We start from the raw sequence: 13,888 nt of genomic DNA on the forward strand, positions 1-13,888 counted from the left end.
TATATGCTTTCAAACACCATTAGAAATAGAGTTTCAAAGGTAGCTTTTGCTTTTTGTATGGCTCTGTTTTTTATGGCCTTGTTTTTACTTTCTACTTTTTTTCTAACCTCAAAACGCCATATACCAAATACCCAAAAAGAACAATATTTTTCCGCTCTTAGAGGTAATATCATCACAAGCGATAATTTTACAGTAACTTCAAGTAGGCAAATTTATAGAGCAGAGATTGATCTAAGAAGTTTAAATCCTGATAAAAAAGAGTTATTCTTAACGCTTTTTCAAATTTATAGCGGTGCAAGCGATGAGCAAATGCAAGATATCAAAAAAAGAATGCTTGCAAAAAAAAGAAGAAGTTATAATTTTATTTTACTCCAAGATATTAACTCAAAAGACGCAAGCTATTTAAAAGAATTAGCTAAAAAGCTTTATACTCAAGGTTTTTTTAAGTCTTTTACAAATAACAATGGCAGAGTTGAAACAAGAGGACTTGATATCATAGAACACAAAGAAGATCGCGTGTATATGCCAAAAGACTCACTTACTCCTATCATAGGCTACACAAGAACTTATATGGATGAAAAAAGCGAAATTTTTAAAAATGTCGGCATAAAAGGTTTAGAAAAATACTACAATGAATGCTTAAGCCCTTTACAAAATGCAAAAATCCAAGGTTTAAGAGATATAGGTGGCAATATTATCTTAAATTTGCACTCTTATGAAAAGCGTAAAATAGATGGATGTAATTTATACTTAAATATTTCACTAAAACTTCAAAAAGGCTTAGAAAAGGCTATTGATAAAAGAAATGAAGATCTAAAAGCTAATGAAATTATAGTTGCAATTATGGAAAGTAAAAGTGGAAAAATTTTAGCCCTTGCTAGCTCAAGAAGATACGATCCGCAAAATCGTGGAAAAGATCTATCTGTACTTAATGCAAGCGCGATAGAATATGGCTATGAAGCAGGTTCTGTTATAAAGCCTTTTATATTTACCACTGCTTTAATGCTTGATAAAATCAAAGTCAATGAAATCATCAACACTCAAGGCGGTCAATACAAGCTTGGTCGTTTTACCATACGCGATGATCATAGAAAAGATAAAATGAGCATGGAAGAAGTTATCACCTACTCTTCAAATGTCGGCATGATTAAAATCGCCCAAAGATTAAGCAATCTTGAAATCATCTCAGGGCTTAGAATTTTTCGTTTTGGAGAAAGAAGTGGTATTGATCTTCCTTATGAACAAAAAGGAGAAATACCAAATCCAAAAAGATTAAGAGAAGTAGAAAAATCTGTATTAAGCTATGGTTATGGCTTAAAAACAACTTTTATGCAACTTCTAGCTGCTTATAATGTATTTAACAATGATGGAATTTATATCACACCACAAATTGCAAATAAAATTTATCAAGATGGACGCTTAATAAAACTTGATGATGAAGTTAAAAAAGAAAAAATTCTCTCAAGTAAAGCTGCCAAAGAAATGCAACAAATTTTAATCAATGTTATAGAAAAAGGAACAGGTAAAAAAGCACAAACTCAAGGCATTATCATAGGTGGTAAAACAGGAACTGCTAGGATTGCTGAAAGAAAAGGCTATACTTCAAATCGCTACAATGCTTCATTTTTTGGCTTTGCAAATGATGAGAAAAACAATTACACCATAGGGGTTTTGGTGAGAAATCCTACCAAGGCTTATAGTTATTATGCTGCACAAAGTGCTTTACCTATGTTTAAAGATACAGTAAATCTTATGATAAAAGAAAGTTATTTAAAGCCTATAGAGAACAAAACGATAAAAACTAATCCAAACTAACTTTAAAATTTAGAGTTTTATTTGACTCTAAACTAAACAATTTAAAATAAACTCTATAAACTCATCACTATTATTAGGGCAAGCAATAAGCTCATAATCACTTTTTGCTAAGTGTCTATACTCAACTCCAAGTTCAAAAATCGTTTCAGAGCAATCTATGCAAAAAGATATAGGATAAATCAAAGCTTTTTGATCTAAATTTGCTAAAATATCACTTGTATTAGGTTCAAGCCATTTCACTGGACCTAGTTTTGATTGATACGATAAAATGATTTGTTCAAATTCATTTTTAAGTTTTTCTTTTAAGATACCCACATGCTCTTGCACATGTTTTTCATATAAATCACCTTTTTTAATCACCGAAAGCGGTAAAGAATGGGCAGAAAAAATCAAAGTTTTATAATCACATTCTTTCTTTTTTTCTAAAATATGCTTTATAATCATTTCATTATAAAGTTCATCTTTATAAAAAACATCAATGATTTTTACATTAGCTTGATTTTGGATATTTCTTAGCTCATTTTGCACCACTTCTAAAGAACTAGTTACAGTGGTTTTAGAATGATGAGGATATAAAGGAAATAAAATGATTTCATCATTTTTTTGAAAATCATATTTTGAAAAAACCTCATTTACAAAGGGTGGTACATATAGACTGATAAAATCAAAGCTATATTCTCTAGTTTTAGAATTTAATTTATCACATAAACTTTGTGTGATTTGAGTAAGCGGGGACTTCCCACCCATTTTTTCATAGTTTTGCTTCATAGCTTTTAGTCTTGATTTTCTTATCATAAAGGCTACAAATTTTCTTAAAAAAACATTTTTTATCCCTAAAATATAAGGATCATTAAACATATTTTTTAAAAAAACTTCACATTCTTCAAGTTTATTAACCCCGCCCATATTTAAAAAAAATACATATTTCACTATCAAACACCTTCTAAAATTTCTTGCACTCTCAAAGCATCTTCAATGCTAGCTAAATTTTTACAAACCCCATTTTGCAAAAGCTCAAAAAAGGCTTCATGCTCAGCATATAAAGGAGAGTTTTCATATAAATTTGGAATTTTTTGCATATTGATAAAAAGTTCAAAATTTTTAAGATCAAGTTCATAAGTATGTTTTTTACCTAAAAGTGCGATTTTTCTTATAACACATTGTCCATTCCAGCTATCATGAATACTTGCTAAGATATTTTCTAATTTTAAGCTTATCATTACCTCATCTTCAAATTTATCATGATGGAAGCTTTTATAAATATTTGCTTTTAAAATTTGCTCTTGACTTAAAAATCTAACTAAGTCAATATCATGCACACTAAGATCACTTAAAACACCTACATCGTTTATTCTTTGTGGATAAGGCGAAATTCTTTGTATATTAATACTTATAATCTCATCTTCTAAAAGTTTTTCTTTAAAAGTTAAAATAGCAGGATTAAATCTCTCGCAAAAACCCACCCCTACTCTGACTTTGTTTTCTCTAGCTTTTTGCTCTAAGATTAAAATTTCATCAACATTTAACGCCAAAGGCTTTTCTATCAAAACATTTTTTATTTTAGGAAAAACCTTTAAAGCTATATCTAAATGCGTATGAGTAGGTGTAGCAATGATAACACCATCAAGATTTTGTGCTAAAAAATCATCAAAATTTTTATGAAAAAAGTGTTTAAATTTATCTTTGCAAAAAGGATCATAAAGATGAATTTCTTTTACTTTTAAATTACGCTCAAGTTCTCTTAAATGGTTTTTACCCATTTTACCAAGACCTATAAGCCCTATTTTCATTTAAAAGCCTCTATCACTCTAGCTTGGTGCTCTTCTTTTAAAAATGCACTCATAGGTAAGGATAAAATTTCATCACTTAAAAGTTCTGTATTTGGTAAATCGCCTTTTTTATAAGCAAGATAATCAAAAGCTTCTTGCAAATGAAGCCCTAAAGGATAATGCACCGCAGTAGGTATGCCTTGCTCTTGTAATTTTTGCATGAAATTTTCTCTATTCTTTACACGCACGCTATATTGAGCCTGGGCACTCACAAAATCATCTTTCCTTGGTGGTAAAATACAATTTTTTAAATTTTCATCATAAATTTTTGCTATTGCTTCTCTTTTTTTAATCTCTTCATCTAAGTATTTTAATTTCACATTTAAAATAGCTGCTTGGATAGTATCAAGCCTTCCATTAATACCGATGTATTTATGTTTATATCTTTGTATTTGTCCATGATTTAAATAAATTTTTATTTTTTGCGCTAATTCATCATCTTGGGTAAAAATCGCCCCGCCATCTCCATAAGCACCTAAAGGCTTAGACGGAAAAAAGCTTGTGCATGATATATCAGCTATAGCACATGATTTTATACCCTTTTGACTAGCTCCAAAACTTTGCGCACTATCTTCTATCAAAGCAATATTTTGACTTTTACAAAGCTCTTTTAGAGCAAACATATCAGGCATAAGTCCAAAAATACTCACAGCAATTACAGCTTTAGTTTTAGGCGTGATAGCACTTTGAACTTTTTCTAAACTAAGATTATAATCTTTAAAATCAATATCTACAAAAACAGGTTTAGCGCCGATTAGAGCAACCATTTCAGCTGTAGCTATAAAGGTAAAACTTGGCACTATTACCTCATCATCTTTACCTACACCCAAAGCCATCAAGGCTAAAAATAACGCACTTGTACCACTTGAACAACCTATTGCGTGTTTAATACCTACATATTTAGCTAAATTGTTTTCAAATTCTTCTAATTTTGCACCACCTATGAAAGAAGTGTTTTGTAAAACTTCACTAATAGCCTCATCGATTTCATTTTTATAAGCATTATATTGAGCATTTAAGTCTATAAAAGGAATTTTCATTGTATTACCTTAGTAAATTTAAAATCGTGATTATAAGATAGTTTTACTTAATTTAAAGTATTTTTGGTATTATTTTAAGCAAAAAACTAGCTAGGAAAATCTATGGATATAAGAAAAGAATATTTAGAATTTTTTAAATCAAAAGGACATGAAATCACTCCTTCAAGCCCTTTAGTACCTGATGATGCAACTTTACTTTTTACTAATGCAGGTATGGTGCCTTTTAAAAGCATATTTACCGGAGAAGTACCGCGCCCTAATCCTCCGCGTAAAACAAGCTGTCAAACTTGTATAAGAGCTGGTGGAAAACATAATGACTTAGACAATGTAGGCTACACAGCAAGGCATCACACTTTTTTTGAAATGCTTGGGAATTTTAGTTTTGGAGATTATTTTAAAGAACAAGCCATTGCTTATGCTTGGGAATTTGTAACTGAGGTTTTAAAACTACCTAAAGAAAGACTATATGTAACTGTACATGAAAGTGATGATGAAGCATATGAGCTTTGGCAAAAACATATAGAAAAAGAAAGAATTTATAAATTTGGTGATAAAGATAATTTTTGGCAAATGGGCGATACTGGACCATGCGGGCCTTGTAGTGAAATTTTTTATGATCAAGGTGCTGAGCATTTTAATTCTAGTGAAGATTATATGGGTGGTGATGGAGATAGGTTCTTAGAAATTTGGAACCTCGTTTTCATGCAGTATGAAAGAAGTGCTGATGGCACACTTACTCCATTGCCAAAACCAAGCATTGATACAGGTATGGGACTTGAAAGAGTTAGTGCTATAAAAGAAGGAAAATTTAGTAATTTTGATAGTTCTTTGTTTATGCCTATTATTGAGAGTATTGCAAAACTTTGTGGCAAAACTTATACCTATGAAAGTGGAGCTAGCTATAGAGTAATCGCTGATCATATTAGATCAAGTGTATTTTTACTTGCTCAAGGAGTTGGTTTTGATAAAGAAGGTAGGGGCTATGTTTTAAGAAGAATTATGCGCCGTGCCTTAAGACATGGATATTTACTAGGTCTTAAAAGAGCTTTTATGTATGAGCTTGTAGATGTAGTGTGTGAGTTAATGGGTGGGCATTATACTTACCTAAATGAAAAAAAAGAATTTATTAAAGAGCAGATTAAACTAGAAGAAGAAAGATTTTTAAGCACTATCGAAAATGGTATTGAAATTTTCAATGAAGAACTTAAAAAAACTAAAGATATTTTTAGTGGTGAAGTAGCTTTTAAACTTTATGATACTTATGGTTTTCCGCTTGATTTAACCCAAGATATGCTAAGAGAAAAAAATCTTAGTGTGGATGAGGCTAAGTTTAATGAGCTTATGCAAGAACAAAAAGACAGAGCCAAAGCTTCTTGGAAAGGAAGTGGAGATAAAGCAGTTAGCGGGGACTTTAAAGTTTTATTAGAAAAATTTGGCAAAAATACTTTTAGTGGTTATGAAAATTATGAAGAAAAAACTAAAATCATGGCCATTTTAGATGAAAATTTTAAAATCATAACCGAAGCAAAGGCAGGAGATATAGCATGGTTAATGCTTGAAAAAACTCCATTTTATGCAACAAGTGGAGGACAAAGTGCTGATATAGGTTTTATCAATGAAAATGAGGTTTTAGACACACAAAAATTCTTTGATATTAATCTTAGTCAAGTAAAATTAAAACAAGATCTTAAAACAAATGATGAAGTGTTAGCTTGCATAGATACTAAAAAAAGAGAACAAATCGCAAGACATCATAGTGCGACACATTTATTACACCATGCTTTAAGAGAAATTCTTGGCTCACACATTAGTCAAGCAGGTTCTTTGGTAGAGCATAATAAATTAAGATTTGATTTTACTCATCCAAAAGCCCTAAACAAAGAAGAATTAAAGCAAATAGAAGCTTTAGTAAATACTTACATCATGCAAGCAAATGAAGCTAAAATTGAAATTTTGGCTTTAGATGAAGCTAAAAAAAGTGGCGCCATAGCTTTATTTAGTGAAAAATATCAAGAAAAAGTAAGAGTTTTAACCCTAGGAGCTAGTAAAGAGCTTTGCGGTGGCACCCATGTGAAAAATAGCTCTGAAATAGGAAGTTTTTACATCATCAAAGAAAGCGGAGTTAGTGCTGGAGTTAGAAGGATAGAAGCAGTAGTAAGCAAAGCTGCACTTGATTATGTTAATGAAAATTTAAAAGAACTAAACCAAGCTAAAGAAGAGTTAAAAACTCATGATATTTTAAGCTATGTGGCAAAATTAAAAAATGAAATAGCTAGTTTAAAAAATGAATTAAAAAATTCAAACAAAGCAGAATTAAACTCTAAAGAACTAAATGGCATTCAATATTGCGTGCAAAAAATAGATAATGGTGATATAAAAACCATGATAGATGAGTTTAAAAATAAATTTAACAAAGCTGTGATTTTACTTTTACAAGAAAAAGAAGGTAAGATTATCATAGCAGCAGGTGTTAAAGACACTTCGTTAAAAGCTGGTGTTTTGGTAAAAGAAATTGCGCAAATACTTGGTGGAAACGGTGGTGGTAGAGATGATTTTGCAACAGCTGGCGGTAAAGATACAAGCAAAATAAAACAAGCGCTTGATCATGCTAAGAAAATCATAGAAGAAAGTCTTGCTTAATGCTTTATCTAGCTTCAAGTTCGCCTTCACGCGTTGCTTTATTAAAAGAAGCAAATATCGCTTTTGAACAAATTATTATCGATTATGATGAGAGCTTGGTAAAAAAAGATAATCCAAGCTCTTATGTGCAAAAAATTGTTTTAGAAAAAGAAAGGCAGTTTTTTGCAAAATATCCTGATTTAAAAAATGTTTTATTTGCTGATAGCATAGTTTGTGCTCAAAATATCATTCTTACTAAAGCTAAAAGCGATAATGAGGCTTTTAATATGCTCAATTTGCAAAGTGGCAAAAGCATTAGCGTTTTAAGCGCGATGATTTTAGTTTTAGAAGATAAAAAGATTTTTAATCTTAGCAAGTGTGATTTGATTTTGGATAAATTTGATCTAAAAGATATGCAAGAATACGTTGAGTCAAAACTTTATCAAGGCAAAGCCGGAGCTGTGATGTGCGAGGGATTTCATAAAAAATACATTAAAAAAATCATAGGCCATCAAAGTACAGCACTAGGGCTTAATATAGAACTTTTGAAAGCATTTTTATGATAAAAATTTTAAAAATATTTCTTTCTTTTTGTGTAGTGTGTGCGGTTGGAATTTTTATATTTATTGCTTATTTGTTTTCTGATTCTGATTTAAATCAATACACCTTTAAAGATTACAAACCACCTCTTACAACACAAATTTTTGATAAAAATGGAAAATTAGTTGCAAATGTTTTCGAGCAACACCGCTTTTATGCCCCTTATGAAGAACTTCCACCAAGACTTATAGAAGCTTTGGTGGCCATTGAAGATACTAGCTTTTTTGAACATGGTGGGGTTAATATAGATGCGATTTTTAGAGCAGCTATTAAAATCATAAGAAGCGGTGGAAAAACCATGGAAGGAGCTTCCACTCTTACACAACAATTCATAAAAAACACAGAATTAACCCCAGAGCGTACTTTAAGTAGAAAGCTAAAAGAAGCTTTACTTGCATACAAAATAGAAAGTACTTTAACTAAAGAGCAAATTTTAGAAAGATATTTAAATTTCATATTCTTTGGACATGGATATTATGGAGTAAAAACTGCTGCGCTTGGGTATTTTAGAAAAAATTTAGATGAGCTTAGTTTGAAAGAAATTGCCATTTTAGTAGGTATGCCAAAGGCTCCAAGCACTTATGATCCTACTAGACATTTAGATCTTTCTTTAGCTAGAGCAAATAGCGTAGTACAAAGAATGTATAATCTTGGTTGGATTTCTAAAGAAGAGTATGAAAATGCCTTAAAAGAAATTCCAAAAGTATATGATGATACTTTAACACAAAATGCAGCTCCTTATGTTACTCAAGAAGTTTTAAAACAACTAAGCGGAATTAAAGACTTAAAAAGTGGCGGTTATAAAATAGAGCTTGCTATAGATCTTGATGTGCAAAATATTGCAAGAGAAGCTTTAAAATTTGGCTATGATGAAATAGTTAAAAGAGACAAAGATGCAAATTTAAGCACACTTAATGGAGCTATGATAGTAGCAAATCACCAAAATGGAGATATATTAGCCTTAGTAGGTGGAGTAAATTATACAAAAAGTAATTTCAACCGCGCTACTCAAAGTTTAAGACAGCCTGGAAGTTCTTTTAAACCTTTTTTATACCAAATTGCTATTGACATGGGTTATTCTCCTATGAGCAAGGTTGCTGATATTTCAAGAATTTTTGAAAGTACCAAAGAAGATGAGAAAGACTGGAAACCTAAAAATTACGGTGGAAAATTTCTAGGGCTTATAAGCTTAAAAGAAGCATTAACTGGATCAAGAAACCTAGCTACCATAAATTTAGCTCTTGCCCTAGGACTTGATGTGATCCATGATAAACTTCAATTTATGGGCTTTGAGAATATACCGGTTGATTTATCTATAGTTTTGGGTAGCTTTGGAATTTCTATTTATGACTATGCTAAACTTTATACAGTATTTGGAAACTATGGCGTGCAAAAAGATTTAATACTCATTAAAAGAGTAATTGATAAAAATGGCAAAATAGTAGTAGAATTTAATTCAGGAGAAAGAAAAATCAGCGAACCCGAACAAGCCTTTTTAGTCAATGATATGATGCAAAATGTTGTTAAAAAAGGCACTGGACGCAATGCTAGAGTAGAAGGGATTGAAATAGCTGGAAAAACAGGTACTTCAAATAAAAGCATAGATGCGTGGTTTTGTGGCTTGACTCCTGAAATAGAAGCTATCATTTGGTATGGAAATGATGATAATAAACCTATGAAACAAATCGAAGGTGGCGCAAGAACCGCTGCTCCGGTTTTTAAAGAATTTTTAACAAAATACTTAGAACTTTATCCTGATAGTGCTAGAAAATTTATCATTCCAAAAGGAGTTTATCAAGGAATTTATGAAAAGCAAAGAGAATATTATACCAATACCTCTCCATTTCCAAAAAACAACCCTGCTCTATCTGAAAACAGTGAGATAATTTTTTAAAAATATTTTTTTATATAATAAAAATTATCCTTTTATTTTCCTTTATATGTTTTAATATCACAAAACTTATAAAGGAAAATTATGAATATCACAAACGAACAATTATATAAAAAAAGACGCCATTTTTTAAAACTAGGTGCTGGAGCTTTAGTTAGTTCAGCCTTAGTTCAATCTGAATTGATGGCATTAAATTTCTTTCCTGATCCTAATAATGAAAAATTAAAACTTAGCGATGAAAAAATTGCGACTAATTATGTAAATTTTTATGAATTTTCTACTGATAAAAAAAGAGCCGTAGAGCTTGCGAAAAATTTTAACACAAACGGCTGGAAAATAGAAGTTAGCGGGGAAGTTGAAGAGCCTTTGACTTTAACCATGCAAGATTTATTGGCTTTTCCTTTAGAAGAGAGAATTTATAGATTTCGTTGTGTTGAAACTTGGTCTATGGTAGTGCCTTGGGTTGGTTTTGAATTGCGTGCTTTAATAGAAAAATGCAAAGTCAAAAGTGAGGCTAAATTTATAAAATTTACCACTCTTTTTGATAAAAATCAATTTGCCGATCAAGCTTCATTTTTCCCAACTCTTGATTATCCTTATGTAGAGGGCTTAAGATTAGATGAGGCTATGCATCCACTAACGCTTATGGCTGTGGGTATGTATAAAAAGCCTTTATTAGGACAAAATGGAGCGCCGATTCGTCTTGTAGTTCCATGGAAGTATGGCTTTAAAAGTATAAAATCTATTGTAAAAATAGAATTTACCAAAGAACAACCTAAAACTACATGGGAGCTAGCAAACCCTAGAGAATATGGATTTTATGCCAATGTTAATCCAAATGTTTCTCATCCAAGATGGTCTCAAGCAAATGAGCGTCCCTTGGGAGATTTTTTCACCAAGCCTACACAAATGTTTAATGGCTATGAAAAAGAAGTAGCACATTTGTATAAAGATATGGATTTAAAGGTTAATTTTTAATGAGCAAAAAAGTTTATAATATCTGTGGATTTTTAGCCTTTGCTTTAAGTATTATTTTTAGTATTTATCAAATCATGCAAGAATTTGATATTGTAAAATCTGTATATTTTTATAGTGGTATATTCGGCTTAATCTTTTTTGGATTGAGCCTGTTTTTTTCACTTTTAAAGTATAAACACACAAAAGATTACCCTAAATTTTTAGGTTTTTATGCATTTTTTTGGGCTCTGATTCACTTTTTTAATTATTTTGCTTTTGGAAAAAATTTAGATTTAATACTTTTTTTCAAAGATACTTTTAGTAAAAATTTAGAATTTAGTGGTTTTGTAAGCTTTTTTATACTCACATTTATGTTTATAAGCTCATTTAAGTTTTTTAAAAAAATGAGTAAAATAAGAAAACTTGGATATTTTTGCTTTTTACTAGCAACTTGGCATTATTTTTTATCTGCAAAAATACCACAAATTCCACATTTTTTAGCTTTAAGTCTAGCCTTGATTTTTCTACTTATTAAACTATATAAAAACTATAAAAAGAGAAAAAAAGTAACTTTTTTATAAAAATTTATATTCAAATGAAACACTTTTAAGAGTAAATATATAAATATATTCTTAAAATAAGACTTGATATATCTTATTTTAAGGACAATCATGCAAAGAAGAGATTTTTTAAACGGAATGGCTTTAACTATACTTGCAGGAATGACTCCTTTGCAAGTATTATATGGTAAAGAAGCCAAAATCGAAGATTTTACCAAAGAATACTATCCTCCAAAATGGCTTGGACTAAGGGGTAGCAATAATGCAAGTTATGAATTTGCACATATGCTAAGAGATGGTGAAAAATTTGACTTTAGCGCTATCAAACCTAAACAAGAATATGATTTGGTTGTAGTTGGAGCTGGAATTAGTGGTTTAGCAGCTGCCTGTTTTTATCAAAACAAATTTGGAAAAGATAAAAAAATTCTTATCCTTGATAATCATGATGATTTTGGTGGACATGCTAGAAGAAATGAAATAGATTTAGAAGATGGTACTATTTTAAGTTATGGTGGTAGCGAAACATTTCAATCACCAAAGGCGTTATATTCTAAAGAAGTAGTAGATTTATTATCATCTTTGGGTGTGGATATTGATGAGCTTGCTAAACGTTTTGATGTAAATTTTTATCCTGATTTAAATCTTAGCAGGGGTGTGTATTTTTCTAAGGCTGAATTTGGAATAGATAAGGTCGTAAGTGGCAACCCTAGAAAAGTAATTTGCGATGATATTCCTGAGGGAAGACATAATGGTAGAAGTGTTGAAGCTTTTATAGGTGATTTTCCTCTTAATGAAAAAGATAAAAAAGATTTAATTGCTTTATTTAAAAGCGAAAAAGACTATTTAAAAGGCTTGACAAAAGAGCAAAGAGATGAGTATGTGGCTAAAACAAGCTATAAAAAATTCTTAGAAGAAAAAGTTAAGCTTTCACCGCAAGCTGTAAAATTCTTTGAAGGTATGACAGATGACTTTTTGGCTTTAGGTATTGATGCTGTTTCTTGTGAAGATGCTAGAGCTTCATTTTTACCTGGTTTTGACAAACTTGGACTTGATCCAATCGAGGGAGAAGCATTAGCTGAAATGGAAGAGCCATACATCCACCACTGCGCTGATGGTAATGCTACTGTTGCTAGATTAATGGTTAGAAGATTAATTCCTGATGTATCTAAAAAAGGCAAAGATATGGATGAAGTTACTCTAGCTCATTTTGATTATTCTAAACTTGATCTTGCTAAAAACAAAGTGCGTTTAAGATTAAACAGCACTGTTATCAATGTAGAAAACACAAAAGATGGAGCTTTGGTAACTTATGTTAATAAAGGCAAAAATTATAGAGTAAAAGCTAAAAAAGTTGTAATGGCAAATTATAATAGTATGATTCCATACATAGTACCAAGCATGCCACAAGATCAAAAAGATGCTTTGAGTAAAAACGTAAAAACATCACTTTTACACACAAATGTTATTATAAGTAACTGGGAACCATTTATAAAACTTGGAGTACATGAAATTTATTCACCAAAAATGCCTTATGCTAGAACTAAACTTGATTATCCTGTGGATATGGGAGGATACCATCACCCAAGAGATCCTAAAAAGCCTATTTGTGTTCATATGGTATGCTCGCCTTTAGTATTTGCTTCTATGCAAGGAATCGACCTTGAAGGAATGGATGCAAGAGATAGAGCTAGAGTGGGTAGAAATTTATTATTCACTATGAGTTTTGAAGAACATGAAAAAATCGTTCGCGATCAACTTCAAGGCATGTTAGGCTCGGCTGGATTTGACCATGAAAGAGACATTAAGGCTATAGTTGTAAATCGTTGGGGGCATTGTTATTCATATACAGAAAACAGTCTTTTTGATGATAGTGAAGAAGCGCAAAAAACTATAGAACTTGCAAGAAAACCTTTTGGTAATATCGTTATAGCAAATTCAGATGCTGATTGGGATGCTTATATGCACGCAGCAATTGATCAAGCATATCGCGCTGTTAATGAACTATAAAATCAAACTCCTTTTTAGGAGTTTGATGAATCAATCATCGTTTTTGATGCTAATATAAATTAAAGCTAAAAGCATATAAGTTACTAATCTAGTAGCATCAGGTAAGCCATTCCAAGTTTTACTCATCCACATACCAAACCATTCTGCAGCCACTACTTGAAAGCCAAAAAACCAAAGTAAACAACAACAAGTTAAAGCAATGATTCCAAATTTTTTAGCTTCATGGAAAGTTTTTGCATCTGAATTTCTTGCGTTAAACATATCCAAAGCGCCTTTTAAAGCAGTTAACATAATAAAGACTTCAAAACAAATAATAAAAATATAGGCAATATGATGAATAGTAGAATTTGTAATAGCTCTATAAACAATAGCATTACCTAAATAATCAGGTTTGGTATCCATGCTCATAACATGTTTTACAAATTGAAAATTTGAATTGTAATCAGTTATATTACCAAAAACAACAATAGCCGCTAAAGAGGCAACTGTAAGCAAGATAATCATTTTAGAATATCTTACTATATTCATCATAGAAAAACCGCAGTTGCAATTCATTCTAGTACTCCTTTT

General features: G+C 30.9%; 11 protein-coding genes. 7 read left to right on the top strand and 4 right to left on the bottom strand.

Features of this window, described 5'->3' with window-relative positions:
• Positions 1 to 3 precede the first annotated feature (3 nt).
• Entirely contained in the window at positions 4 to 1,815 is a 1,812-nt protein-coding gene (locus L8U41_RS03780; protein WP_263727856.1) for a peptidoglycan D,D-transpeptidase FtsI family protein, read from the top strand.
• Positions 1,816 to 1,842: 27 nt separating this feature from the next.
• Here the strand turns inward: L8U41_RS03780 and hemH are convergent, their stop codons facing one another.
• Genes hemH through L8U41_RS03795 form a run of 3 tightly spaced genes read right to left on the bottom strand, consistent with a single transcriptional unit; the run spans position 1,843 to position 4,678 of the window.
• Entirely contained in the window at positions 1,843 to 2,745 is a 903-nt protein-coding gene (hemH, locus tag L8U41_RS03785) for a ferrochelatase (RefSeq protein ID WP_263702154.1), read from the bottom strand.
• A gap of 2 nt (positions 2,746 to 2,747) precedes the next feature.
• Positions 2,748 to 3,605, bottom strand: a complete 858-nt coding sequence (locus tag L8U41_RS03790; protein WP_263702155.1) for a Gfo/Idh/MocA family protein — start codon at positions 3,603 to 3,605, stop codon at positions 2,748 to 2,750.
• Positions 3,602 to 4,678, bottom strand: a complete 1,077-nt coding sequence (locus L8U41_RS03795; RefSeq protein ID WP_263727879.1) for a DegT/DnrJ/EryC1/StrS family aminotransferase — start codon at positions 4,676 to 4,678, stop codon at positions 3,602 to 3,604. The genes L8U41_RS03790 and L8U41_RS03795 overlap by 4 nt, the downstream gene beginning before the upstream one ends.
• Positions 4,679 to 4,786: 108 nt before the next feature.
• Here L8U41_RS03795 and alaS point away from each other — a divergent pair, with 108 nt between their 5' ends.
• The 6 genes from alaS (at position 4,787) to L8U41_RS03825 (ending at position 13,318) form a co-directional block, all read left to right on the top strand.
• A complete protein-coding gene (alaS, locus tag L8U41_RS03800) occupies positions 4,787 to 7,324 on the top strand; it encodes an alanine--tRNA ligase (RefSeq protein ID WP_263727857.1) in 2,538 nt (845 codons plus the stop codon).
• Positions 7,324 to 7,866 carry a septum formation inhibitor Maf gene (maf, locus tag L8U41_RS03805; protein ID WP_263663083.1) on the top strand — a complete coding sequence of 181 codons (543 nt, stop codon included), beginning with the start codon at positions 7,324 to 7,326 and terminating at the stop codon, positions 7,864 to 7,866. The genes alaS and maf overlap by 1 nt, the downstream gene beginning before the upstream one ends.
• Positions 7,866 to 9,797 carry a penicillin-binding protein 1A gene (locus tag L8U41_RS03810; protein WP_263727880.1) on the top strand — a complete coding sequence of 644 codons (1,932 nt, stop codon included), beginning with the start codon at positions 7,866 to 7,868 and terminating at the stop codon, positions 9,795 to 9,797. Before maf ends, L8U41_RS03810 begins: the two co-directional genes overlap by 1 nt.
• Before the next feature lie 81 nt (positions 9,798 to 9,878).
• Positions 9,879 to 10,772, top strand: a complete 894-nt coding sequence (msrP, locus tag L8U41_RS03815; protein ID WP_257396805.1) for a protein-methionine-sulfoxide reductase catalytic subunit MsrP — start codon at positions 9,879 to 9,881, stop codon at positions 10,770 to 10,772.
• Positions 10,772 to 11,332, top strand: a complete 561-nt coding sequence (locus L8U41_RS03820; RefSeq protein WP_263727858.1) for a sulfite oxidase heme-binding subunit YedZ — start codon at positions 10,772 to 10,774, stop codon at positions 11,330 to 11,332. The genes msrP and L8U41_RS03820 overlap by 1 nt, the downstream gene beginning before the upstream one ends.
• 90 nt (positions 11,333 to 11,422) lie before the next feature.
• Positions 11,423 to 13,318: an NAD(P)/FAD-dependent oxidoreductase gene (locus L8U41_RS03825; protein ID WP_263727859.1), complete on the top strand. Its 1,896-nt coding sequence runs from the start codon at positions 11,423 to 11,425 to the stop codon at positions 13,316 to 13,318.
• Positions 13,319 to 13,348: 30 nt separating this feature from the next.
• Here the strand turns inward: L8U41_RS03825 and L8U41_RS03830 are convergent, their stop codons facing one another.
• On the bottom strand, positions 13,349 to 13,873 hold the full coding sequence (locus L8U41_RS03830; protein ID WP_263727860.1) for a DUF2165 family protein: 525 nt from the start codon (positions 13,871 to 13,873) through the stop codon (positions 13,349 to 13,351).
• Positions 13,874 to 13,888: the final 15 nt, after the last annotated feature.

It is taken from the genome of Campylobacter sp. RKI_CA19_01116, from assembly GCF_025771405.1.
GTDB lineage: Bacteria > Campylobacterota > Campylobacteria > Campylobacterales > Campylobacteraceae > Campylobacter_D.

Bases quoted from the DNA above. Each gene is read 5' to 3' on its own strand.
- maf (WP_263663083.1), top strand. From the start codon at position 7,324: ATGCTTTATCTAGCTTCAAGTTCGCCTTCACGCGTTGCTTTATTAAAA.
- L8U41_RS03780 (WP_263727856.1), top strand. From the start codon at position 4: ATGCTTTCAAACACCATTAGAAATAGAGTTTCAAAGGTAGCTTTTGCT.
- msrP (WP_257396805.1), top strand. From the start codon at position 9,879: ATGAATATCACAAACGAACAATTATATAAAAAAAGACGCCATTTTTTA.
- L8U41_RS03830 (WP_263727860.1), bottom strand. From the start codon at position 13,873: ATGAATTGCAACTGCGGTTTTTCTATGATGAATATAGTAAGATATTCT.
- L8U41_RS03820 (WP_263727858.1), top strand. From the start codon at position 10,772: ATGAGCAAAAAAGTTTATAATATCTGTGGATTTTTAGCCTTTGCTTTA.
- alaS (WP_263727857.1), top strand. From the start codon at position 4,787: ATGGATATAAGAAAAGAATATTTAGAATTTTTTAAATCAAAAGGACAT.
- L8U41_RS03790 (WP_263702155.1), bottom strand. From the start codon at position 3,605: ATGAAAATAGGGCTTATAGGTCTTGGTAAAATGGGTAAAAACCATTTA.
- L8U41_RS03825 (WP_263727859.1), top strand. From the start codon at position 11,423: ATGCAAAGAAGAGATTTTTTAAACGGAATGGCTTTAACTATACTTGCA.